Origin of the sequence: Microcystis panniformis FACHB-1757, from assembly GCF_001264245.1 — a bacterium.
GTDB classification, from domain to species: Bacteria; Cyanobacteriota; Cyanobacteriia; order Cyanobacteriales; family Microcystaceae; genus Microcystis; species Microcystis panniformis.
In genome coordinates this window covers 1200130-1224646 of sequence record NZ_CP011339.1, presented here as the reverse complement: position 1 = coordinate 1224646, position 24517 = coordinate 1200130, and the positions used below count along the sequence as shown (strand labels likewise).

General features: G+C 44.7%; 19 protein-coding genes and 1 pseudogene. 19 read left to right on the top strand and 1 reads right to left on the bottom strand.

All coding sequences use genetic code 11. The features are described 5' to 3' along the window. Positions 1–47: 47 nt before the first annotated feature. Complete coding sequence (locus VL20_RS05980) at positions 48–2315, bottom strand: GspE/PulE family protein (RefSeq protein ID WP_052275922.1); 2268 nt, start codon at positions 2313–2315, stop codon at positions 48–50. A gap of 824 nt (positions 2316–3139) precedes the next feature. Between VL20_RS05980 and VL20_RS05975 the strand changes: the two genes are divergently transcribed. The 19 genes and pseudogenes from VL20_RS05975 to VL20_RS05885 all read left to right on the top strand — a co-directional run bounded on the left by VL20_RS05975 (position 3140) and on the right by VL20_RS05885 (position 24409). Beyond that, complete coding sequence (locus VL20_RS05975) at positions 3140–4228, top strand: DNA cytosine methyltransferase (protein WP_052275921.1); 1089 nt, start codon at positions 3140–3142, stop codon at positions 4226–4228. A 33-nt stretch (positions 4229–4261) separates the two neighbouring features. After that, positions 4262–5278: pseudogene (locus VL20_RS27410) on the top strand (IS4 family transposase). A 553-nt stretch (positions 5279–5831) separates the two neighbouring features. Then, positions 5832–7076, top strand: coding sequence for a phage tail sheath family protein (locus VL20_RS05960; RefSeq protein ID WP_052275918.1), 1245 nt, complete (start codon positions 5832–5834; stop codon positions 7074–7076). Positions 7077–7090: 14 nt separating this feature from the next. Next, the gene (locus tag VL20_RS05955; protein WP_052275917.1) at positions 7091–8233 is read left to right on the top strand and encodes a phage tail sheath family protein; all 1143 of its coding nucleotides are present in this window, start codon (positions 7091–7093) and stop codon (positions 8231–8233) included. Between the two features lie 39 nt (positions 8234–8272). Further along, positions 8273–8701, top strand: a complete 429-nt coding sequence (locus VL20_RS05950; RefSeq protein ID WP_052275916.1) for a phage tail protein — start codon at positions 8273–8275, stop codon at positions 8699–8701. A gap of 26 nt (positions 8702–8727) precedes the next feature. Beyond that, complete coding sequence (locus VL20_RS05945) at positions 8728–9090, top strand: hypothetical protein (RefSeq protein ID WP_002770407.1); 363 nt, start codon at positions 8728–8730, stop codon at positions 9088–9090. A 41-nt stretch (positions 9091–9131) separates the two neighbouring features. After that, complete coding sequence (locus tag VL20_RS33610) at positions 9132–9248, top strand: DUF6760 family protein (protein WP_369800470.1); 117 nt, start codon at positions 9132–9134, stop codon at positions 9246–9248. Positions 9249–9269: 21 nt separating this feature from the next. Next, positions 9270–9809 carry a phage tail protein gene (locus tag VL20_RS05940; protein ID WP_052275915.1) on the top strand — a complete coding sequence of 180 codons (540 nt, stop codon included), beginning with the start codon at positions 9270–9272 and terminating at the stop codon, positions 9807–9809. Positions 9810–9822: 13 nt separating this feature from the next. Then, positions 9823–12195: a hypothetical protein gene (locus VL20_RS05935; RefSeq protein WP_128575150.1), complete on the top strand. Its 2373-nt coding sequence runs from the start codon at positions 9823–9825 to the stop codon at positions 12193–12195. Further along, a complete protein-coding gene (locus VL20_RS05930; RefSeq protein WP_052275913.1) occupies positions 12186–12887 on the top strand; it encodes a CIS tube protein in 702 nt (233 codons plus the stop codon). The genes VL20_RS05935 and VL20_RS05930 overlap by 10 nt, the downstream gene beginning before the upstream one ends. Before the next feature lie 118 nt (positions 12888–13005). Beyond that, complete coding sequence (locus VL20_RS05925) at positions 13006–14073, top strand: phage late control D family protein (protein ID WP_052275912.1); 1068 nt, start codon at positions 13006–13008, stop codon at positions 14071–14073. Beyond that, positions 14070–14723 carry a phage baseplate assembly protein V gene (locus VL20_RS05920; RefSeq protein ID WP_052275911.1) on the top strand — a complete coding sequence of 218 codons (654 nt, stop codon included), beginning with the start codon at positions 14070–14072 and terminating at the stop codon, positions 14721–14723. The genes VL20_RS05925 and VL20_RS05920 overlap by 4 nt, the downstream gene beginning before the upstream one ends. Before the next feature lie 34 nt (positions 14724–14757). Beyond that, positions 14758–15159: a PAAR domain-containing protein gene (locus VL20_RS05915; protein ID WP_052275910.1), complete on the top strand. Its 402-nt coding sequence runs from the start codon at positions 14758–14760 to the stop codon at positions 15157–15159. A gap of 13 nt (positions 15160–15172) precedes the next feature. Next, entirely contained in the window at positions 15173–15565 is a 393-nt protein-coding gene (locus tag VL20_RS05910; RefSeq protein ID WP_052278394.1) for a GPW/gp25 family protein, read from the top strand. A 25-nt stretch (positions 15566–15590) separates the two neighbouring features. Next, complete coding sequence (locus tag VL20_RS05905; protein ID WP_052275909.1) at positions 15591–19079, top strand: putative baseplate assembly protein; 3489 nt, start codon at positions 15591–15593, stop codon at positions 19077–19079. Positions 19080–19133: 54 nt separating this feature from the next. Continuing rightward, a complete protein-coding gene (locus tag VL20_RS05900) occupies positions 19134–20651 on the top strand; it encodes a baseplate J/gp47 family protein (protein WP_052275908.1) in 1518 nt (505 codons plus the stop codon). A gap of 40 nt (positions 20652–20691) precedes the next feature. After that, positions 20692–21459, top strand: a complete 768-nt coding sequence (locus VL20_RS05895) for a phage tail protein (protein WP_052275907.1) — start codon at positions 20692–20694, stop codon at positions 21457–21459. Positions 21460–21517: 58 nt separating this feature from the next. After that, complete coding sequence (locus VL20_RS05890; protein WP_052275906.1) at positions 21518–23971, top strand: hypothetical protein; 2454 nt, start codon at positions 21518–21520, stop codon at positions 23969–23971. A 9-nt stretch (positions 23972–23980) separates the two neighbouring features. After that, the gene (locus VL20_RS05885) at positions 23981–24409 is read left to right on the top strand and encodes a hypothetical protein (protein ID WP_128575149.1); all 429 of its coding nucleotides are present in this window, start codon (positions 23981–23983) and stop codon (positions 24407–24409) included. Positions 24410–24517 lie beyond the last annotated feature (108 nt).

Here is a 24517-nt window from a genome sequence, read left to right as displayed (position 1 = left end):
TATTGCCCAGGTTAAATTTTAATTCTTTTCCCCAGCATTTTACCCGACTAGGACCAAGGATCGAGGACGGAAGGAAAAGAAGTATCGACTTGCGAGGAGGCGATCAGGTCTTGATTCTGGTCTAGTTCCCGTTTTAACTGTTCCCAATCGCCGGGGTCGGTTAACTCCTCATAAACAGGGGCAGCGAAAACGATCGTTTCCTTGTCCGATGACCAGTTTTGGGAAGAAAGGACTAGATTAGTCAAATCAGGTAACTCCTGGTCGAGAATAGTTGTATTTGCGCTCTTAGGAAAATTTTTGAGCGAATTTAGGTTAATTTCTTGCTTTAATGACTGTAATTCACCATTGAGAGCTTTTAATAACTGCTCGATCGCCTCGATTCTCCCGAAAACATCCGAGGGAATCTCAGGATTATTGGCAGCAGAGAGGGGGGGCAAAGTGAATTGATCAGCTATGACGCGCTCGATTTCCTCTAGGGTAGTATAACCTTGACAGACTAATTCTAAACCGTAGGTGAGGAGAGACTTAAATCCTGCCTGTGTTGCCGCTTTTTTGAGCATATCGGCGGGTTTCTTCGCAGCGATGAAAGTTTTGAGGTGAGGGGTAATCGTGATCACTTCAAAGACCCCGATCTGGGACTGATAACCGATGCCGTGACAATGACGGCATAATCTGCCTTTTTCCCGCGCTTGGATGATTTCTTCGGCAGTGAGGGAATTAGCTTTATAAAAGCTGTATTGAGCAGCTTGGGCGGGAGAAAGACCAAATTTAGCTAATTCTTCCCTTTTTGGTTGATGTTTCAGCCGACAAACCGGACAAACCCGTCGCACCAGTCTTTGATTGATCACTCCAATGAGGGTATCAGCCACTAAGGCCGGCTCCGCTAATTGATTGAGGCGAGCGATCGCAGCAAAGGCATCATTGAGGGGTAAACTAGAAATAACTAAATGTCCAGTCAAAGCCGCTTCTAGAGCATGGGTAAGGGTGGAAGAATCCGCCAGGCGATCGATGCCGATGATGTCTAGGTCTTGATTCCGGAAAGAGGGCAAAATCGAGGCATAATCTTGGCCTTGACCATCAGCGATTTCCACTTGGGTAATACCATTAAGGCTGCGTTCGATCGAGGTTTCCAGGGTAGCGATATTAACCCCACCCCGGTTTCGATGGGCTAGTAGAGAATAGAAACTGGTGGAACAGCCGCCTCTGGCCGGTGCGGTGAGCAGAATTAACCCCGCCTGGCAATCAATCATGGTGCGTACCAGTTTACAGGTTTCTTGGCTAGCAATCAACTCATCGAGGGGCCAAAGTGGGGATCGAGAATCAAAAACCCGCAGCAGAATTTTTTCTCCCTGTTGACGAGGTAGGGTGTGGAGACGAAAATCTATTTTGCGACCGGAAAAAGTTATGGTCATTTTTCCCTGTTGGGGGCGCGATTTTTCGCTGAAATCGAGGTTAGCCAGAATTTTTAACCGTGAGATAATCCCTGGGGTCGCTTCTGGAGAAATCGGTTCCCAGGCAGAACGCAGGAGACCATCTTGGCGAAAACGGACAGTTAATTGATTTTCTTGGGGTTCTAGGTGAATTTCCGTCGCTTTACTTTCGATGGCTTGAACCAGGATATTATTAACGACACTGACGATCGTCCCTTGATTGGCCTGTTGAATCAGACCGAGATCCTCGTCGGCTAATTTGCAGTTGAGATGGGGGAGAGATTGGCCATCTTCAAAAAGGCCGGTTATGTCAACTATGGTCTCTAGCTCTTGTTCTTGGGGAAGAAAATGGCCAGATAGGGCTTCTTCTTGGCGATAACGATAGATTTCGACCAATTTCTGGTAATCTGCTCGATCGATGACACGACGTTCAAACTGCAATTCTTGATCCCGGAGGATACGACGTAAATCATCGAGAATTTGCTGATTAGCGGGATCCACCATGGCTAGGTGAAGGACATTGGGATCGGATTCTTGTTTTTGTAGGGGCAGGATCTGATAACGACGGCAAATTTCAAAGGGAAGGACCGTGCGAAACAGATTCTCGATTTCTCTCCAGTCGATCGTCTCACTTTCAGGGTCAAGATATTCTACCCCATACTTGGCTTTTAATTTTGACAGTTGTTCGAGTCGGTAGTATGCCAGTGCCTCTTTGGGTAAAGGACGGCCGGTGATCAGGGGTAAAATTGCCCGTAGAGGCAGATGACTTTTCTGCTTCTCGATCATTGCCTTTTGTAGTTGCGGGATAGTGACATAACCCGATTGCACTAACTTTTGGGCAAAGGAAGGCAGCTTGGTCTGAAGTTTCTCGTTTGCTGATGACATGGAATAGAGCCAGTAAAGACTGTACAACCCACTACATCCCTTAGTATTCCCATTTTTTCACCGCAGCTAACAGGTAAAAGAAAATTTATCCCACTTTCCGCACTTCTTAACATTCAATTGATAATTTTTACTGATATTTTGCTTAAAACCCATTGCTAGTAGGGACTATAGCTACAATGATTGATTTTTCTCAAGGTGAAGAATTGTAATTTTTTCTCAGAAAAAATCAATTATTGAAAATGTTCTCAATAGTAGTTTCTATGAAGCTTTTTCGTCAAAATATCTTGGGGAATGTAAAAATATATAAAAGTATATGAAGATGTGCGGAATGTCGGATTTATCGTCGCCTACTTATAGCGTTTCTCATCAAGACGAAGTGTAACCTGATTTGGTATCGACTGCTGACGACCGACTCCCCAAAAGGAAAACTTCCTACCTCATCATTTAGGATAACTGCTATAAAAAGAGCAGAAGAGGTCATGGTTTCTAGGTTATGCTTGTTAAAGGTATCTTTCTTATCCTACACTTGTAACATCAATCTGTTTAGTATTTGGGAGAAAAAAATTATGCGGACAGGGGAGATGGGGAAATGGACAGAAAGATTCGAGCATTTATACTAAAATCTAAGATAGCCGGTATAATATCGTCTCAGGGATCAAAACGGAAGGGCTCTTCTCGACTTTGTGTGATAATTTTTGCTTATGGAATCGTGAAATGCTTATCAGGCAAGACTTTTAGTGCTATTTGGCGGAATAAACTATCAGTATAGACCTCGTTTCCACACAGAAACCAGAAGAGCCACGGAAGCTTAGAATAGATAAAATATGTGGACTTTTATTGATTTATTTGCCGGTATAAAAGGATTTAGAATCGCCTTAGAGAATCTCGGTTGTCAATGCGTTTTTTCCTCGGAAATCGATCCTCACTCCCAAAAGGTTTACTTAGCTAACTATGGTCATTTACCCGATAATCAAGATATCAGAAAATTAGAGGCAAAAACTGTCCCTGATCATGATATACTGTGCGGCGGTTTTCCCTGTCAAGCGTTTAGTATCGCTGGCAGAAAACACGGTTTTGAAGATGCACGCGGAACCTTATTTTTTGAAGTTGCCCGGATCTTACACGAAAAGAAACCGAAAGCTTTTATCTTAGAAAATGTCCAGGGTTTAGTCCATCATGATCGAGGTAAAACTTTAAAAACTATTTTAGATATATTAGAAAAGGATTTGCATTATTTTGTCCCTAGTCCCCAGATTTTAAATGCCAGATATTTTGGGGTTCCTCAAAACCGTCCCCGAATTTTTATCGTCGGTTTTCGAGAGGATTTAAATATTTACCATTTTTCCTATCCTCAACCAACCCATCAAGAAACTTGTCTCAAAGATATCCTAGAAGAAAAGGAAGTCAGCGTTAAATATTATCTCTCTAATCAGTATTTAGAAACTTTGTTTAAACACAAGTATAGACACCAAAATAAAGGTAATGGGTTCGGTTATGAGATTATTTCTCCCGATGGTATCGCTAATGCTATTGTGGTGGGAGGTATGGGAAAAGAAAGAAATTTAGTTATCAATAAAAGACTGAATAATTTTACTCCCGTTACTCGCATTAAGGGAGAAGTAAATAAATTATTCGTCCGCAGAATGACCCCCAGAGAATGGGCAAGATTACAGGGATTTCCCGATAGTTTTCAGATTGTTGTCAGCGATGTCCAAGCTTATAAACAGTTCGGTAATTCTGTGGCTATTCCCGTGGTAAAAGCAGTGGCAAAAGAGGTGATTAAAGCTTTAGATTTATCCAGAAATTCTCAAGAAAATATCAGGATTAAAGACCTAGAGGGGAGACAATTAGAACCAGAAGTGTTGAACGTTGAGAAAAGTCAGACAAAAAATGCTATTATAGATAGAATCTAGACAACTTATTACCCTCACAATAGGGAGTTTGCCCTGATGACGAATTTCTCAAAACTCATAAAAGAGCTTCTCAAACCACTGCCTAAAAATGACTACCCCGCTTTAGACACTTTTACATTTTTGTCCTGTTGGATTGGTTTTGCTTTAGATAAAAGCATCGTCAGTATGAGGGACTTATGCAGTCGCATGGTACTTGAAGGAATTAATGTAAATTTATCCCCATTTTCTCAGGCAAGCAAAATTAGAGAAACAAGTCCGTTTGAGAAAGTCATTGTTGAATTAAATAAGCGTTTAGTTGCCAAAAAAGGAATAGAGAATGCGCGAGCTTTATTTCCCATTGACTCAACAATAATTAGCTTAACCAGTAAAATACTATGGTCGCAAGGATGGCATCAAGTAAAACTATTCTCTGGTCTTAATAGTATCACAACAGAGGTGGTCGGAATCCTCATCCATTTTGGTTAAGTTCATGACTCGAAAGAAGGAGGAAAAACGATAGAAGCAATTACTGTAAATGGACTTGGCGTAATGGATAGAGGATTTGCTTCTAATCAAAGAATCACCGAATTATTAGAGAGTAGTGACAAGCATTTTGTCTTGAGATTGAAAAATAATATTAGCCTGGATATGCTCGAAAATGGCAAGTGTAAACTCGGAAAAGATAAAAGACAAATAGAAGTAAGAGTAGTCGCTTTTTGCGACCTAGAAAGTCAAACAGAATTTCGGCTGGCGACAGATTTACCTCTACAAGGAGAAGGGGCAGTTAGCAATGAAGAAATTGCCGAAATTTACATCCAAAGATGGCCAATAGAACTGCTGTGGAAATTTTTTAAAATGCCTCTAAAGTTGGATAATCTAATCACTAAAAACGAGAACGGAATCCGCCTACATCTCTATAGCTGCATTATCGCTTATCTGATTCTACAGCTAATAGATATTGAAGAAGGATTTGGGAAAATCTTATTAGACAAACTGCGCTATTTACAGAGTTTCATGTGTCAACATATTAGCTATTTACACTGGTTCCGGAGGATTGTCTATTCAACTTAAAATTTGATGTTATAGGAGTATTATGCTTGTCAATGTAAAGTTTTATTACAGGATTCAACGTTTCTGGTTATAGGGGTATTATGCTTGTCAATGTAAAGTTTTATTACAGGATTCAACGTTTCTGGGTTTTCTCTCAATAACGGAGGGACAGAGGTGGTTAGCTGAACGTTGGGAAAAAATGATAGTTTTATCGACGTAAGAAGCAGAAAAATTAGCTAAATTAACAGGATGTAATCTCAGACAATTTCAAGAAAGATAGGCTTTTAGTGGCTTGTTAACAAGTTTTATCAATCTATTCATAATAAAGATTGGCAGAGGATTAAAGATTAGTTATTGTGACTAACTCTTTTGATTAGAAAAAGATAAACTTGAGAATCTTCAGTCAAATTTATTGACTCAAAATCAGCTGTACTTAATTTAAATGAATCAACCCTACCTACAACCCACACCCAGCCTAGACTTTAATCTCGTTGTCACCCCTGTAGAGAGGAGTCACAATAGACCAAAAGTGCTAGCATGGAGATTAAGCAAATATTTTGTTAAGGAGAGGGCTATGCCTCAATATCTTTCTCCAGGCGTTTATGTTGAAGAAGTACCTTCAGCCGTTAAAGCGATCGCTGGAGTTAGCACCAGCATCCCCGGATTTATTGGAATTGTACCAGACAAAATCCACCTGGTCGCCAAAAATCCGACAACGCCCGGAAGCACTAAGTTTGTGGACTTTGCGCTGCCGCCAGCCAAGATAGCTAAATTGATTACCAATTGGACCCAATTTACCAAATTCTTTGGCGATCTAATCGGCGACGAAACAAAGGCAGCAACGGCAGATGCCGATCCTGCCATTGATCCTGGACACCAACACCTGGCTCACGCAGTTTACGGATTTTTCAACAATGGCGGCAGCAGTTGCTATGTAGTGCGGATTACTGATGATACACAACTTGATGATGCCCTCAAAGCTTTTGCCGCGATCGATCCAATTTCACTGGTAGCAATCCCAGGAAACACCGATGACGGGATCCGAGATAAAGTGGTAGCTCATTGTCAAGCCACTGGCGATCGCTTTGCTATCCTAGATGGACCTGAGACGGCTGCCGATTTAACCACTCTGACCAAAATTCCGGCTGACTCAGGAGTCATGCCGAAAAGAACCGATTTGGCCGCCTGGTATTTCCCCTGGATCAAGGTTTTTGACCCAGCGACTAAACTACAAAACCCTAGTGGTGATGGGTCGCTCATTGTCCCCCCTAGTGGACACCTAGCAGGAGTCTATGCTCGCGTTGACAACGAGCGAGGAGTCTTCAAAGCACCGGCCAATGAGGTGATTTTTGGCGCACAAGACGTAAGCCAGCCCCTCAGTAAAGCTGACCAGGATAACTTGAATCCTAAAGGAGTCAACTGCATCCGCGTCCTCAATGGCAAAATCCTAGTCTGGGGAGCCAGAACCGTCGGCGGCGATGACAATGCTGACTTGAAATACATCAACGTCCGCCGCACCCTGCTTTTTCTGCGGGAATCGATTGACGAAGGCACCCAGTGGGTGGTCTTCGAGCCGAATACTCCCGCCCTCTGGCAACAAATTACCCGCAACGTTTCGGCATTCCTCACCAATGTCTGGCGCTCGGGGGCTTTGTTTGGCAATACACCCCAGGAGGCGTTTTACGTCAAGTGCGATGCCGAAAACAACCCGCCCGAGTTGCGCGAATTGGGCCAAGTCGTCACGGAAATTGGCGTGGCGATTGTCCGTCCGGCTGAATTTGTCATCTTCCGCATCAGCCAGATGGCCCAAACCAGCTAACAGAGAGGTGAGCTATGGAGATCGCCTATAAAACGCCAGGTGTCTATCGAGAGGAAAGCTTCCGCCAACCAGAAGCCAAGCTACCCACTGGCATTCCTGGATTCGTCGGCTTCTTTCAGGCTAAGCCATCAGAGAAGGATTTCCCAGTCAACACCCCGCTGGCATTACACCGTCAGGAAGAATTCAGCGAAAAATTTATCGCCCAAGGCTATCTATTAGAGGCAGTGACTGGCTTCTTTGCCAATGGCGGAACTCGCTGTTATGTGGTGCGAGCAGACTCCAATCAAGAGCCAAAATCAGCCTTAGAAGCGGCTTTGTCGTCTCTCGCTCCCCTGAAGGATTTGGACTTACTGGCAGTTCCCGATGCTATGAAGCTGACGGATGAAAGTGCCATTATCCAAGTGCAACAGGCAATGTTGCAACAATGCGCCCAACAAGGCGATCGCTTGGCCATTCTCGATCCTCTCCCAAACAGTACCGCAGCAGCAGTCAAAAACCAACGAGAGGCAATTGTCCGCGGCCAGCCCAAACCGATTAACGCCGCTCTCTACTATCCCTGGCTGAAAAATACCCAAGGGCGCTGGGTTCCCCCCTGCGGTCATATTGCTGGTATCTTTGCCCGCAGCGATCGCACAATGGGTGTCTTCAAAGCCCCAGCCAATGAAGAGATTCAGGATGCCCTCGATTTGCAAGTGGCGATCGACAATTCCCTTCAAGGTGAGTTGAATCCTTTTGGCATCAACTGCCTGCGGGCCTTTCCGGGTCGCGGACTGCGCGTCTGGGGAGCGCGGACCCTCAGTCAAGATCCCAACTGGCGTTATCTCAACGTCCGGCGGCTATTCCTCACCTTGGGGCGGTGGATCGACCAAAATCTCGGCTGGGCAGCCTTTGAACCCAATTCTCCCCGCTTGTGGGTGCGAATTGGGCGAGAACTGAGTGCTTACTTAACCCAACTGTGGCAGTCAGGGGCACTCCAGGGAGCCAGCCCAGCCCAGGCATTCTACGTCAAATGCGATGCTGAAACTAACCCGACCGACCTCCGGGAAGAAGGGAAGGTGCTAACTGAAATTGGTTTAGCAACTGCTGCTCCTGCTGAGTTTCTCGTGATTCGGATCATTCATCGAGCGGGAAGCGTGGAAATGCGCCCAACCCCTTGATTCCTAACTATTACTGGTTGTTTAACAAGGAGATTTTCTATGGCTGACAGAGTTGATCCCTATCGAGGTTTCAATTTTCGCGTTGAAATCGACGGCATTCAAGAAGCAGGCTTCCGCGAATGCAGCGGTCTAGATGCGACAACCGATCCCGTTGACTATCGGGAAGGAACCGATGCCAACCACGTCCGTAAATTGACCGGGTTGAATAAATTCGCGCCCATTACTTTAAAACGGGGCATCACCGATTCCAAGACCCTCTGGGAATGGAGAGAAACCGTGATTGGTGGGAAAACCACCCGCAAAAATGTCTCGATTGTCCTATTCAACGAAGCGCAGGAAGAAAAATTGCGCTGGAATTTGCGGGAAGCCTGGCCTTCTAAATGGACAGGACCAAGTTTTAATGCCACCAGCAATGAAGTAGCGATTGAAACCCTAGAAATTGTCCACGAAGAAATGGTTAAAGCTTAATCCCCCGCTAAACTGATCACCCAATCATGCTCCAGACTGAATTTCCCTTTACCTTACCCCTGGGGTATATAGATGGGGAAGGCAACCTGCATCGGGAAGGTGTCATGCGCCTAGCCACTGCCTTCGATGAAATTGCCCCCCTCAAAGATCCCCGTGTCCGTAGCAACCAAGCTTATCTGCTGATCGTCCTGCTGTCGCGGGTAATCGCTAAGCTTGGCAGCCTGGAGTATATCAACCCGAAGGTGATTGAAGGACTGTATGCGGCAGATTTGGCTTACTTACAAGACCTCTACTGCCGCATTAATCAAAATGGTCACAACCGGGTTCATACCCAATGCCCTTACTGCGAAAAAGAGTTTGACGTGGAACTCACTAGCTTGGGGGAGTAAGGCGCTACCCCCTCGAACGGCTTTATGAGGAGGTAGCCTATATCGCCTACCACTTTCACTGGCAGCCGGAACAAATTCTGGGATTGGAACACCCAGAACGCCAGCAGTGGGTGGCAGAAATCGCCAAGATTAACCAGCGTTTTAACGAACAAACTTGAGCAAACAGGAGAAAATAACTGATGTCATCCTTGGGCTTAAACGCCGCTTTCAGTTTGGCGACCAATCTTTTGGGAATTCGCAGCGATCCCTATCAGGTCTTCAATTTTTTGGTCGAGATTGAAGGAATTTTGGCAGGAGGGTTCTCTGAATGTAGCGGTTTGCAGGTAGAAACTACTATTGAAGAGTACCAGGAAGGCGGTGTCAATGACTACATACATCGCTTTGCCGGGCGCAGCAAATCCCCAGCCTTGATTCTCAAACACGGACTTACCCCGATTGATGGACTGTGGAGTTGGCATCAAGATGTAGTCCAAGGCAAGATTGAACGCCAAAACGGCACAATTTATTTGCTGAACAAGCAGCGCATCCCGGTCATTTGGTGGAACTTTAAAGAAGCTTTTCCCTATAAGTGGACTGGCCCAGAATTGCGAGCAGATTCAGGCAACGTCGCCTTTGAAAGTGTCGAATTATTTCACCGAGGACTCAGCCGTCCTAGCGTGAGCAGTTTGGTAGGAGGAATCGCCGCTGAACTAAGTGCATCTGTCAATATTGGTTTCTAAAAAGGTGTATAAGATGGTCGATTCTCCTGATGAAAAATCTGTTCTGGTAGAGCGTCTCCTTCGCCTCCAGAGTGAACCTGTTGGGGTGATTAACCTAAAACAATTCCAGACTCAATTAGCACGAGTTCCAAGCTGGATGGTTCAGCGTTCCCGTTTCCTAGAAAGGTGGCAATCTCGTTATGCTTTTGGTGAGAGTGAACCAGGTAGCAGTACGGAATTAATGTTGGCTACACCAGTGCAGCCAATTACAACCGAACCGAACCTCACTAGCCAATTGTCTTCAGCAATGTTATCTGAACGGATATATCAGGAGAAGATTGCGCCACCAATAGAAAATATTTCTGATTCCCAAGCTGGTCAAACTTTTCGCCTCAGTCGCAAAGCTGTTCCCTTGGCACCAGATTCTAATTCTTTAAGTAAACAAGTAAATTCCTCTGAGAAGATAGATGCTCCAGCAAACACTTCTGAAAAAAATAGCCCATCCTTGAGGACAATTGTTGAAAGTGTAACGGTGTCAACTCCTGACTCTAAGCCTGCGGCTACCTTAGCTCAACCACAGAGAACAGTTGCGCCAAAAGAGGAAGAAACAAAAGTTACTTTAGTTGAATTAAAACAGATTCAAGTAAGCAATTTAAGCACACCAAATCCTTTGTTGTTGTGCCCAAATTTGCACCAGCCAGACGAAGCATCTGAAGAAAGGAAGATAGATTTCCTACCCGCTACTTCGGGAGAATCTACTTTACCTTTGAGAACAATTACTGAAAGAATAAATACTTCCACTTCTAACTCAGAATCAGCAGAAATATCTCTCAAACCAGAGACAAAAGTTACTGCTATTGAACAAGGACAGTCTTTAGTTAGTAACGAAGCAACAACCAACCCTTTAGTATTCAGAAAAAACTGGCAGCAACCAGACGAAACATCTGAGGAAAAAAAGATAGATTCTTTAACAGCCACTTCGGGAGAATCTACTTTACCTTTGGGAACAATTACTGAAAGAATAAATACTTCCACTTCTAACTCAGAATCAGCAGAAATATCTCTCAAACCAGAGACAAAAGTTACTGCTATTGAACAAGGACAGTCTTTAGTTAGTAACGAAGCAACAACCAACCCTTTAGTATTCAGAAAAAACTGGCAGCAGCCAGACGAAACATCTGAGGAAAAAAAGATAGATTCTTTAACAGCCACTTCGGGAGAATCTACTTTACCTTTGGGAACAATTACTGAAAGAATAAATACTTCCACTTCTAACTCAGAATCAGCAGAAATATCTCTCAAACCAGAGACAAAAGTTACTGCTATTGAACAAGGACAGTCTTTAGTTAGTAACGAAGCAACAACCAACCCTTTAGTATTCAGAAAAAACTGGCAGCAGCCAGACGAAACATCTGAGGAAAAAAAGATAGATTCTTTAACAGCCACTTCGGGAGAATCTACTTTACCTTTGGGAACAATTACTGAAAGAATAAATACTTCCACTTCTAACTCAGAATCAGCAGAAATATCTCTCAAACCAGAGACAAAAGTTACTGCTATTGAACAAGGACAGTCTTTAGTTAGTAACGAAGCAACAACCAACCCTTTAGTATTCAGAAAAAACTGGCAGCAGCCAGACGAAACATCTGAGGAAAAAAAGATAGATTCTTTAACAGCCACTTCGGGAGAATCTACTTTACCTTTGGGAACAATTACTGAAAGAATAAATAATCCCACTTCTAACTCAGAATCAGCAGCTACTTTAGACCAATCAGAGGCAATAGTTGCGTCAACAGAAGGAGAAACAAAAGTTACCTCAGTGGAATTAGGACAACCTCAAGTAAGCAATTTAAGCACAGCAACCCCCTTGTTGCTGCGGCAAAGCTTACAATCGCTAGATAAAGAATCTAACCGACTAACAACAGGTTCAGGTACAATACACAGAGAGGCGATCGGAGGACAAAAACAGTCAGGAAATCAAGCAAATAGAGATATTGCCGCCGTTAACTCCGAATTAGCAACAACTTCGATCGCCGTCGTCCCAGAAATTCCCTCTAGAGAGGTTCCAGGAAACCTCCCAGTCCCGACCAATCTGGTTTGGCGTAAAACTACCAGTGAACCAGCGAGGACAGTTTTCTCCGCCGCCAACAACGGCTATACTGACTCCTCTTTGCCGTCAGTCAGTATTCCAGTCAATCCTAATCGTCCCAATAGCCTGCGCCAGATGTCAAATACGACTTCCGAGATGGAAGCTGTGCCATCAAATCCTGCTATACCAGCGATCACTCAGACACCAAACCAGACTCCGGTAGTTAATGTTGCAGACATCGCCGAACAAGTCAGCCGTCTGCTGTTTCGCCAGTTAACCGTTGAACGTGAACGTCGAGGAATGAGCCAATGGTACTAGAAACGCCTACCAAATTAAAGATTAAACCTCTACCACCGTCTAAGCTGCCAGAAATTACGGTGCAATTCAATCCGACTGCCTATTCAATTACCAAACCAGTCACTTGGAGTTCGCAAGTATCTGCTAGTACTTCAACAGCCACCAAAGGAGAGCAATCTACCGTCCAGAGAAATTTGAATGCACCAGTTTTGCAGTTTGGGGGAGGAGGAAGTCGTACCCTTGTTTTAGAACTGTTTTTTGACGTGACCGAACCCGTTGAGGGTAAGCCAGTAGATGACGTGCGCCAACTCACCAATAAAATTGTCAAGCTGACGCGCATTGAACGGGATACCAATCAACCGCCAATTTGCACAGTGTCTTGGGGAAACCCCCTTGATCCTCCTGAGTTTCCCTTTATTGGAGTGGTGACTAACTTGGTGCAGAACTTTACCCTCTTCAAAAGTGATGGCAAACCCCTACGCGCTAGGCTGACAGTGACTTTTACTGAATGGATTGATCGAGAAAAAGACCTCAAACAAACTGATCCCGAACAAACGACACGCCTAGTCAAGCGAGGAGACACTTTAAGCAGCCTAGCGGCGGAAGTATATGGAGATCCCAATCTCTGGCGCATTATCGCCCAAGCAAATAATCTAGACGATCCGCGCCATTTAAAAGTGAGCAATCCTCTAATTATTCCGAAACTACGTTGATGAATTATGAATTATGAATTATGAATTGGGAATTGGGCAGGTGACAGAGTTATATGGCAGCGAACAGAAAACGGGGAAAAAACTAATCTAAAATCTAAAATCAGGAGAATTATCGATAATGCCGACAACGAGTACGCCAAATTTGCTGTTACCGAGTTTTGCTCTGAAAATTGGCGGTTCACCACTGCCAATTGAGACAGAAATTCAGGTTATTAGCATCACCGTTGAGGATGACCTGACTCTACCCAGTATGTTCACAGTGGAACTGACTGGACTTGAAACTCAGAATAGTCAGATTTCCTTACTCGATGACGCTCTTTTTGCTCTTGGTACCGAAGTAGAGGTTAAACTGGGTTATGGGGGCCAAGTGGCCACCTTAATTAAGGGAGAAATTACCGGATTAGAACCAGAATTTACGATCAATCGCCTGCCTAGCTTTATCGTGCGCGGTTACGATCGCCGCCACCGACTACAAAGAGGACGCAAGACTCGTACTTTCCTCCAGAAAAAAGACAGCGACATCGCCGCTCAAATTGCCAGTGAAGGAGGACTTACTGCCAAAGCCGAAGATAGCCAAGTCACCCATGACTATATTATGCAGGCTAACCAGACCGATCTGGAATTCTTGCAAGCACGAGCGCGGCAGCTCCAGTATGAGGTAGTAGTAGAGGACAAAACCCTCTTGTTCCGTCCGGTAGGGAATGCCAGTAGCGCCGTCTTAACCCTGACTCTGGAAGATAACCTGCTGGAATTTTATCCCCGCCTCTCCTCTCTCGGACAGGTGAACCAGGTGTCAGTGCGCGGCTGGAGTGCCAAGGACAAGCAAAAAGTTCTTGGACAGGCTAAGGCAGGGGATGAAGTCTCGACGATGGGGGGACAGTCGAGTGGTGCCAAGCTTAGTGAGAGTGCCTTCGGTGAGGGGATAGGAGGCATTAGCGATCGCCCCGTTGCCAGTCAAGCTGAAGCTGATCAATTTGCTAAAGCTCAATTTAATCGGGAGGTACTGGGATTGATTACTGGTCAAGGCATTTGTCGGGGTAATACCCAAGTGCGGGCCGGTAAAGTCATTGAGATCGATGGGATTGGTCAGCGATTTAGTGGACTGTATTACGTCACCGCGGCCAGCCATCGCTACGGACCTCGCGGTTACTTCACCTATTTTACAATTCGGAGGAATGCAATATGAATCTCTTTGAGGTGACAGTAGATACGGAAACTAGGGAAGCGATCGCCGGTCGTATTTTCGGAGTGGTCGTAGGTATAGTTACCAACAATAAAGACCCGGATAACTTAGGTCGAGTCAAGTTGAAATTTCCCTGGCTTAGCGATAAAGATGAAGATGAAAGCAACTGGGCGAGAATTGCTGCCCCAATGGCCGGCAAAGAAAGAGGGATCTACTTTCTCCCAGAAGTAGATGATGAAGTTCTGGTAGGTTTCGAGCAGGGAAACCCGCGTTTTCCTTACGTTTTGGGGGTTCTTTGGAATGGCAAAGATGCACCTCCAGCTAATAATAGCGACGGGAAAAATAACCTGCGGCTGATCAAATCTCGCAGCGGTCATGCCATTCGTCTCAATGATGAAGATGGCAAAGAAACTATTGAGATTATCGATAAAAGTGGCAATAACAGTCTAATTTTCGATACATCTAATAACACAATTACTATTACTGCTGACAAAGACATTACCATTTCTGCTACTAAAGGTACGATCAAACTAGACGCACAAAAAATCGAAATTAAGTCTTCCGCCGACAGCAAAATAGAAGCTGGTGCAGGCATGGATATCAAAGCCAGCGCCACCATGAATCTTAAAGGCGCAACTATCAACCTCAATTAGTTTTAAATCTAAAATCTAAAATCTAAAATCCATTATGGGACAACCCGCAGCTAAACAAGGCGACCAAATTATTGCCACCGACACCCACATTATCATGGTGCCAGCACCGCCGGGACCACCAGTTCCGACTCCCCTTCCCCACCCCTTTATTGGCATCATCAACGGCAACCTCAGTGCAGATGTCAAGATTATGGGGATGGCAGCCGCCACCGTGGACAGCACGGCAGACAACACTCCGCCCCATATCCCGACCCCTCCTGGTACGGCATTCCAGAACCCTCCCGCCAACAAAGCCACCATTAAAATCGGTAGCCCAACCGTCAAGATCAACGGTAAGATGGCAGCGCGTAACAGCGATACAGCCCAGACGTGCAATGATCCAGCCGATTTGCCCGTAGGACAGGTTATTGCTGTCGGTACTGTCTTAATTGGTTAAGGGGAGGATGGAGATGGAGAAATCTTTTTTAGGTGTTGGCGTAGGATTCCCCATTCAGGTGGATTCGGGGGCGCTCAAATGGGCAAAGTACGAAGAAAGCGTCCGTCAGTCCATCTGGATCATTCTGGGAACGGCTAAGGGCGAGCGCGTGATGCGCCCTGATTTCGGCTGCGGGATTTACGACCTCGTTTTTGAAATGAATACGGCAGCCACCGCTGGCAAAATTTCCCAACAAGTGCGAGAAGCTTTGCTCTTGTTCGAGCCTCGCATTGATGTACTAGACGTTCAAGTTATTTCCCAATCCGACAGCGACGGAGAAAAACTGCTCATCAGTATTGACTATCAGGTGCGAGCAAGTAATAACGTTTTTAATCTCGTCTATCCGTTTTATTTAGAAAGAATGTAATTCCTAATTCATAATTCATAATTCAATGGTTAAATCAGCCCCGAAAATTGACAAGCGCACAGCAACTGAGATTACCCAGCAGTTGCAGGAATTACTGCTTGAATATGCACCCACTTGGCAGGAATCTGAAATAGATCCAGTAACAGGCAAGAGACTGCCGAAAAAGGGGACTATCAGTGCCGTCTTGATTGGCACCTTTGCCCGCTTTGCCGAAATTATCATCGAGCGCTTGAACCAAGTCCCGGACAAGAATTTCTTGGCATTCCTGGACTTGTTAGGAGCCTCCCGCCTCCCACCTCAAGCCGCTCGCACTCCCCTGACCTTTTCTTTGGCGGCTGGCTCTACAGTGGATGTAGTGGTTCCAGTGGGAACTCAGGTAGCCGCTCCCCCAGCGGAAGGGGAAAAAGCCCCAGTCATCTTTGAAACAGAAGCGGAATTAGTAGTTACCGCCGCTCAACTCACCTCCGTATTTGTGCGGGAGCCGCAGCAGGATACCTGGAGCGATCGCACTGGGTGGCTGACGACCAAAACTGCAACTGCGGGTTTTGTCTTTCATGGCGATGCGGGAGTCGAACACAGCCTGTACTTAGCTTGCGATGACCTATTCACCCTACCAGTTGCTAAAACTGTCACCTTAACAATTCAATCTGAGGAGGCTCAGAGGTTAGCAGGACTCCCCTTGACTTGGTCTTATTGGGATGGTAAAGATTGGCGGCAAATCAGTCAATTGGTCAGTAATATCTCAGAAAATAACCAAAGTTGGCAAGTATCAATTCCTAACTTTCCCGTTCCCGTTAAACAAATCATCAATGGCGTAGAAGCGTCCTGGCTGAAAGTTGCGCTCAATCAGCCTTTTACCGCCGGATCTGACCCCTTACCAAGTATTCAATCTATCACTGCTAGTGTTAGGGTCAATCAGTCGAATTTACTACCCGATCTCGGTTTTATTAATTCTTCACCCCTCGACCTAACTAAAGACTTCTCTCCCTTTGGCGAAACCCCCCGCCTCAGTGACACACTCTACCTAGCTAGTCAGGAAGTCTTTTCCAAAGCCGGAGCTAGGGTAACAGTCAACATCACCCTCAATGAAACTGTCCCCGTCAACAGCGAAAATGAAGTTGAATTAGCCTTCGATACTTGGGATGGTAAGGCTTGGCAGCCATTATTGGTAACTCCCAGTAGTCTAGCAACTGCCAAATTCAGCCAAAGCGGTTCAATCACTTTTACTTTGCCCAATCAGATAGGATTAGGTGAAGTTAATGGCAAGAATAATTATTGGATTCGCGTGCGGATTGTTCGGGGAAACTATGGCACGGGTACTTCCTCTCAACCCCCTACTTTTACTACCCTCAGACAAGAAATTAGGGAAAACACCGAGCAAATTATCGTCAACAGTAGCCGGGGGTTTATGCCAGGCGATCGCATCCAAATTGCCACGGGAACTAACACTCAGGAGGTCCGAACTATCGGGGTTGTTAATACCTCAAATAATAGCCTGACCTTGACAGAAGCCCTACAATCGCCTCATCCAGTGGGGACAGGAGTATGGTTAATTTCTAACACCCTTTCTCCCCCTTTGCTCAAATCCCTAACCCTAAGTTATACATATAATGCTACTCAGTCCCTTTCTGCTTGTCAAACCTACAATAACTTTACCTACATTCAACAGAAAGAACAACCATTTATTCCTTTTGAAGCCCTCACAGAATCTCATCCTTCGTTATATCTAGGATTTACCCTCCCGCAAAATCGCTCCAAATTTCCCAATCGTCCTCTGAGTCTTTTTGTCTCCTTAGCAGACTTGAAATATGGGGAAAAATTTATCCCTCTTTCTCCTCCCTACAGTCGTCAAGTTGCGACAACCGGAATAGTCACCCATCCTATATGGGTAACAAATGATACGGAGCAATCAGTCACTTGGCGAGTGGAAATTTGGGGCAATAATTGGGAGACGACAATCTCAGAGGAAGGGACTTCAATTACTCTTGCTCCTGGGGAAATAAAATCCTTAAAAGTGCAGATTACTATTCCCGAAGATCTCAATCAGGAAAACCGAGATATTGCTTTCCTCCGCCTGAGCCGTCCTGATACTTTTGCTACTATTTATACTGCTACTTTAGAAACTTTTGTGGCAGACCAACTACCGCCAATGTCGCCAGTCCGGTTATCTTGGCAATATTGGAATGGACAAGCTTGGTCCAAACTTACGGTCGATGATGGCAGCGAAAATTTCACCCTTTCAGGATTAATTAAATTCTTGGTTCCGGCTGACTGTCAAACTAAAGCCGAGTTTGACTTATCGGAACGTTACTGGTTACGGGTACAGTGGGAAACAGGAGACTATCTCATTGAACCTAGAATCATCAACCTTGCCCTCAATACAACTTTTGCCAGCCAAACGCTCACGATTGTCAAGGAAATTTTAGGTTCTAGTAACGGGTCAGAAAATCAAATTTTCCAAACGACTCGCTTTCCCGTCCTGCAAAACCCACAATTAGAGGTCAGAGAACCAGAAAAACCTTCAGAACTAGAGCTAGAGAGACTAAAACTGCCAGGAAATAGCAACCCGATTACCCCAACTCCCAATTCTCGAGAAGTCTGGGTACAATGGCAGCAAGTTCCTGATTTTTATGGCTCAAGTTCCCGCGATCGCCACTACGTCCTCGACCAGCTTACGGGCAAAATTCGGTTTGGTAACGGACGCAACGGGCTGATTCCGCCTCTGGGAACTGGTAATCTAAGGATAGCGCGGTATCAGACAGGCGGTGGCAAAGCGGGGAATAAACCTGTTGATAGTATTGTGCAACTGAAGACCACAGTTCCCTACATCGAGAAAGTGACCAACTTACAAGCGGCGGTGGGTGGAGCAGAAGCAGAGACCCTGGAATCCCTGCGCGATCGCCTCCCTGAAACTATCCGTCACCGCGATCGCGCCGTCACCCTAGAAGATTACGAAGACTTAGCAAAACTGGCTTCCCCAGAGGTGGCAAGGGCGAAATGCCTACCTCTACATTGGCTAGGAGATCCACCTGAGCAAGCACCTAGACGGGGAACAACCAGCATCATCATCGTACCGCGCTCTGAGGCGCTCAAGCCTCTACCAAGTCTGGAACTGATTAGCCGAGTTGAAAAGTTTCTCAGAGCGCGTGCTTGTCCAACTGTCGAGATTCTGGTGGTTGGGCCTCCTTATATCCCAGTAAGCGTTAATGTCGAAATTGCTTTGAGTTCACTCGAAGGAGCCAGTGCTGTCGAACAAGCAGTTAAAGCAACCCTAGAGCAATTTTTACACCCCCTGACGGGCGGATTAGATGGCAATGGCTGGGATTTTGGACGCGAACCCTACAAATCCGATTTTTATGCCCTATTAGAAGCCGTCCCGGGGGTCAGTTATATTCGCCGCCTCCTGGTCGATGATGGCAGGGTTTCTCAGGAGGTTGAGGCGATAAGAAAGACCGGCCGTTTCTTAGTCTATTCTGGTACTCACACCATCAGCCTATTTTTTGAGGAATCTTGAGGAAGCTTGCAGTTTTTGAAGATTGAAAATTAATTAAATTGTGAATTATTTACCATGCCTTTAGAATTGCCTAACTTAGATGACCGCACTTATGAGGATCTTGTTGCCGAAGCCCTCAGACTGATTCCTAACTACGCCCCGGAATGGACAAATTATAATCCCTCCGATCCAGGCATTACCCTGATTGAAATGTTGGCCTACTTGACGGAAATGTTGCTGTATCGGCAAAATCGAATAACTGATGATAACTTGCGAACATTTTTGCGGTTGCTTAATGGACCTGATTGGGTTGCCGAGCAAAATCAGGATTTAGCACAAGAAATCCAGGATGCTGTTTTAAATTTGCGGGATGAATATCGAGCAATAACGGCTGAAGATTACGAAACCCTAAGTCAGGAAAAATTTAACATCTGGTTAGTGCAGATGCAGCAAGAAGAAAAGGCGGACAAATTACTTGAAAAATCTCTTAAAGACCGCTGCAAAGAATGGTGGGATACTACTAATTTAGAGGTAAAAGAAGAAAATTTACCCTCAAAAGTGAGCCAAAAAATTAAACGCGCTTACTGTGTTCCGCAACGCTATTTAGGAGCAGGGAGGGAAGAAGAAAAGAAGCAAAGTAAACCTAACTATGTTAGTGTTCTGATTCTACCTGATAAAGATAGTGACAGTGCCAATCAATTAGGACCCCAACCAACGACTCTACTACGAGATGCACTTCAGGGATATCTTCAGCAACGGTCTATCCTCACTACTCGCCTGTCGGTTGTCGGTCCGACCTATACTCCTATCAGTGTGGAAATTCTCGTTGCTCGTCGCTCTGATGTACTCACTGAGACAGTCAGCAACGGCATCGTCAAAGCTATGCAGCAATTCCTTGACCCGGAAAACTGGCCTTTTAGTCGAGATGTTCACGTCTCGGAGGTGTATGAATTACTAGAAAAAATTGACGGAATTGATTATTTAACAGACGTTCTACTTGTCAGCGAGTGCCAGCCAGAAGATCAACATTGCCTAGCAACAGAAACCCTCTGGAATGATCGGGGGGAACCGATTGGACTGGAACTGTATGACCATTATCTGCCGGCAAACCGCCTCAAACTAGACCAGATAGCGATCGCACCTAGTGCTAATTTTTTGGTAGTGCAGTTAACCATTAAAGTTAGAGCTGCTTCGGGAGCCAATCCCGACTTACTGAGGCGGCAAATTAAAAGCCAAACTCGAGCTTTCTTCCATCCTTTATATCCAACAATTCGCGACCTAAACCCGGATGGTGAAACTGCCATGAAAATTGAAGTTACCGCCGCTAAAACAATCAAAATGAGTAGCTTGCGCTTAGAAAATTCCAAGTATGTTGAAACAGGTTCTTTTGAAGAATTAAATTTGGCTATTAATCAGGTTACTTCGTATGTTGAAACAGGTTCTTTTGAAGAATTAAATTTGGCTATTAATCAGGTTACTTCTATTGAATTATCTGGCGATCGCATCCAAAAAGGGGGATGGCTGTTAATCAAAGCAGGAGAAGTGATTGATTTGCGATCGCAGGTTGAGGTGGATTCAGCTATTACTGGTTAAGCGAGTAAGTGATCAAACAATTTTTTCTGGAGAGGATTTTATGACAATTAATGAAAGAACTGGACAGGCGAGTATTTTACTAAATTACCTACCGGCTATTTTTCAAGAAGATAGTGAAGCTAACCAGCCGAATTTTCTCGGTCGCTTTCTACTGGCTTTTGAAAGAATCCTCCTTGGTTTAGGAGAAGTATCTTCAGAAGTTCCTCAACCGGGTCTAGAAGAAATTCTGGGGGGAGGAAACATCACTGATGGTAGCGGAACAACCCAGTTAGCAGGAGTTTATCGGTATTTTGAGCCAGGAGCAAACTTAAACGCATCTCAACACACTACTAGGGATTTCTTACCTTGGCTGGCTAGTTGGGTAGCCTTGACTCTGCGGGATGATTGGGAAGAAAATAAGAAACGACTATTGATTGCTAGAGCAACTCAATTGTATCGGCTGCGAGGCACCAAACGCGGTTTAGAAGAGGCTTTAATTATTTATACCCAAACGGGGGTACAGACGACATCTGATGTTGGTGTGCAGGTCAATGAACTGAACGCGCCATTTCAGGTAGGTGTCCATGCTACCATTGGTAAAGATACCATCCTTGATGGTGGCGCTCCCTTCTTCTTTTGGGTGCAAATTGTTTTGCCAACGGCCAATCCTGAACGGCGCAAGCAACAGCAAGAGATTGTTACCGCTATTGTCGATTTACAAAAACCAGCTCACACTGACTATCGCCAACCGATTACAGTAGTAACGCCTGTATTTCGGATTGATGTTAATTCCACTGTAGGCATCGATACTCTTTTAGATCCGCTTTGAAGATAACCGACCTAACACTATCTGTACTGCAATCTAAACTTACCCAAGGAGACGAAAGATGGCTAACCCAATCAAACGCTTAAATTACTTTAACGGGCAATTCCTGCGAGCCCCCGATTTTACTGAGGAACAAACCTATCACCTAGAGATGAGACGGCGACACAATGAGAATCTCCACACTTGGGGCATCGCCGATGGCTTAAAATTACAATATACTATTGGTTCGTCCCAGATAGAAATTGCTGAAGGCATGGCGATTGACAGTAAGGGACGAGAGATTGTGCTAGTGGAGAAAGCTGATAAAGATTTATCTGGCTTTGTTAATAAAACGGTCTATGTTACTATCGCCCACGAGTATGAGCAAGTCGATAAGACGAATGAAACGGGAGTGGAAGGCTTTACCCGCGTACAAGAAATCCCCACCATTAAGATAAGTGAAAATCCCCCTTCCGCTGATCAATTGAGTCTGCAATTGATCTTGGGGCGGGTGACAGTGAACTCTGAGGGCAAAATTACAGCCACCGATGAAGGAGAGGGAGTTAATCGGCGGCGTGCTGCTGGGGTCGTTGCTGGCGATTTAGAAGCCCGTAGTCTCACTTTAACCGATCCTAATGTTGATCCGTCCCAATGGTCCAAGATGCGTTTAGGAGCCGCCGGACGCGCCGATTTACAAAGTAACCTGAGAGTTACTGGTAAGCTGGAAGTGACTGGGACAGTGGATGGTCGGGATGTTTCTGCTGATGGGACTAAGTTGGATACTCACACCATTAACACCAATAACCCCCACCAAACAACCGCCGCCCAAATCGATAACCAGGGAGGAACGAACCGCCTTGTTACTCAGATTAATGCGAGTACGGGGGTGATTAGTGAGGCGAGAATTGACCCAGCAATTGCCCGGGATAGCGAGGTAACGACTGCCATCAATTTGGCAGTGAAAAAAGCCGGGGATACGATGACGGGGGCGCTGACAATTAGTCAAAGTGGTGGTAAATACGGCTTGATAGCTTCCTTTGAGAGTAAAAATCCTGAGCCACCTTTCATTAATTGGTATCACAGTAAGAGCGGAGCAGATCAAGATCTTAAGCGCTATGGATATATTCAAGCAGGAGATGACGGCATTAAGGAGTTTCGGTTTGTTGCCGAGAATGGAGCTAATTTCAAGTTTTCAGGGGGCAACCTGACAGTTACTGGCAACGTCGGTATTGCCACCACCGCCCCTCCTACCCAAAGATTGGAGGTTAATGGCAGTGTCCAAGCTACCTCATTTCTCGGAGATGGTTCAACCTTAACGGGAGTCGTGAAAAAAGCCGGGGATACGATGACGGGGGCGCTGACAATTCAAAATAATCTCACCGTAACAGGTTCAGTTAGTTTTGGTTCACAAGTGCGTCAAATGCTTAATTTATGGTCAACTGGCTATGGAATTGGCGTACAAAATTTGACCCAATATTTTCGTAGCGATGCAAACTTTGCTTGGTATAAAGGTGGTTCCCATAATGACGAGGAACTCAATCCTGGTGGTGGAGCAGTACAAATGGTTATCAAAGATGGTAATGTTGGTATCGGAACAACAAACCCAGGTACAAAGTTAGAGATCAATGGTGATTTAAAAGTAACTGGTACAATTACGGGGACAATTGATGCGACAAATATTGCTACAGGAACATTAAATGTTGCTCGTATTCCTAATTTATCGGCTAATAAAATTATTGATGTATATGATATCTATTTAAGAGGATCAGCCTTTGAGTCAACAGAGGGAAATATTACATTTTTAAAGATTGCCAACTTTGATTTTGGGCTGACAACACAACGTGGATTGAATACGATAATTCTCAACCCAGGTGGTGCTTATAGACGTAAGGCGAATCACGATGTATATGGAGATAAGACAAATTGGAATAATTGGGCTGATTGGGTTAACTCTAATGCCGCAGCTGGAGATTTAGTAGCTGTTGCCAGCTATGATGCTTTAAGTAAGGCTCCCAGAGGTGGTTCAGCAGCTACTCTGTTGGATGCGATTAATGGGAAACAAGCCTTTAGCGCAGAGTATCGTGTTTCTTATGCACTGTTTTTTATTAAAGGAGAATCAAAATGTATAGAAGTATTACAAGCTTATCGAGGTCCTAATGCTCATTTAAAAACGGGCTATGCTTTTAGTCAGCTATCATTTAACTTTAACAACTTTAACAGCGAGGAAGCCTGGATAGTCCCAGCATTTATGAATAGTTGGACAAATTATGATACCACCTATAATCCTGCTGGATATTTCAAAGATAGTTTGGGAATAGTTCACCTCAGAGGGTTAGTCAAGAATGGTACTAACAATACTACTATTTTTACGCTTCCTGTTGGTTATAGACCTTCCAATCGAGAACTTCAAGCAGTTCAAACCAATCTTAATACAATTGGTCGGGTTGATATTCTTGCTGATGGACAAGTTACAGTAGTATCAGGAAGTAATGTGTGGGTTTCTTTAGATGGGATTACCTTTAGGGCCGGAGGATGATATTAATCTATGACTGAATTCATTCTCATCACTGGTGATAAAGCCATGTTTAACCCTACCTTCGGACAAGCAATTGTTACCGTTTATCCCCAAGCAGTGTCAACCTATGTTGATACCGTTCCTGATATTTTGGAATTTGCCATTATTGAAGAAAACTGGGTGACATTAAACAATCATAATTTAAAGATTGGGGATAAAGTTAAAATCTTCTGGAATGACAACGACAGCCAATTATTTACCGTTGAAGACATCAAAACCGATAAATTCAAAATTTCCCTTAACTACACAGGCGATATTTTTGTGTACGGTCGAGAAGTAGATGATTTTCATGTTGTTGACTATGATGCCTTGTCAATGCTTCATATTTCTGCCACGCAAGAACTCTATAAAATCATTAAAAAATTAGAAGGAAAAATCAACGAAAAAATTAATGCTTAAACTCTGATGAACAATTTCAGTTTGAATTTTAGCTTTTCCTAGTCCAGTAGTGAACTAACACAGCAACAAAAAAAACTCCGTGTCCTCTGTGTCTCTGTGGTGTTTCTT

Bases quoted from the DNA above. Each gene is read 5' to 3' on its own strand.
- VL20_RS05980 (WP_052275922.1), bottom strand. From the start codon at position 2,315: ATGTCATCAGCAAACGAGAAACTTCAGACCAAGCTGCCTTCCTTTGCC.
- VL20_RS05975 (WP_052275921.1), top strand. From the start codon at position 3,140: ATGTGGACTTTTATTGATTTATTTGCCGGTATAAAAGGATTTAGAATC.
- VL20_RS05960 (WP_052275918.1), top strand. From the start codon at position 5,832: ATGCCTCAATATCTTTCTCCAGGCGTTTATGTTGAAGAAGTACCTTCA.
- VL20_RS05955 (WP_052275917.1), top strand. From the start codon at position 7,091: ATGGAGATCGCCTATAAAACGCCAGGTGTCTATCGAGAGGAAAGCTTC.
- VL20_RS05950 (WP_052275916.1), top strand. From the start codon at position 8,273: ATGGCTGACAGAGTTGATCCCTATCGAGGTTTCAATTTTCGCGTTGAA.
- VL20_RS05945 (WP_002770407.1), top strand. From the start codon at position 8,728: ATGCTCCAGACTGAATTTCCCTTTACCTTACCCCTGGGGTATATAGAT.
- VL20_RS05940 (WP_052275915.1), top strand. From the start codon at position 9,270: ATGTCATCCTTGGGCTTAAACGCCGCTTTCAGTTTGGCGACCAATCTT.
- VL20_RS05935 (WP_128575150.1), top strand. From the start codon at position 9,823: ATGGTCGATTCTCCTGATGAAAAATCTGTTCTGGTAGAGCGTCTCCTT.
- VL20_RS05930 (WP_052275913.1), top strand. From the start codon at position 12,186: ATGGTACTAGAAACGCCTACCAAATTAAAGATTAAACCTCTACCACCG.
- VL20_RS05925 (WP_052275912.1), top strand. From the start codon at position 13,006: ATGCCGACAACGAGTACGCCAAATTTGCTGTTACCGAGTTTTGCTCTG.
- VL20_RS05920 (WP_052275911.1), top strand. From the start codon at position 14,070: ATGAATCTCTTTGAGGTGACAGTAGATACGGAAACTAGGGAAGCGATC.
- VL20_RS05915 (WP_052275910.1), top strand. From the start codon at position 14,758: ATGGGACAACCCGCAGCTAAACAAGGCGACCAAATTATTGCCACCGAC.
- VL20_RS05910 (WP_052278394.1), top strand. From the start codon at position 15,173: ATGGAGAAATCTTTTTTAGGTGTTGGCGTAGGATTCCCCATTCAGGTG.
- VL20_RS05905 (WP_052275909.1), top strand. From the start codon at position 15,591: ATGGTTAAATCAGCCCCGAAAATTGACAAGCGCACAGCAACTGAGATT.
- VL20_RS05900 (WP_052275908.1), top strand. From the start codon at position 19,134: ATGCCTTTAGAATTGCCTAACTTAGATGACCGCACTTATGAGGATCTT.
- VL20_RS05895 (WP_052275907.1), top strand. From the start codon at position 20,692: ATGACAATTAATGAAAGAACTGGACAGGCGAGTATTTTACTAAATTAC.
- VL20_RS05890 (WP_052275906.1), top strand. From the start codon at position 21,518: ATGGCTAACCCAATCAAACGCTTAAATTACTTTAACGGGCAATTCCTG.
- VL20_RS05885 (WP_128575149.1), top strand. From the start codon at position 23,981: ATGACTGAATTCATTCTCATCACTGGTGATAAAGCCATGTTTAACCCT.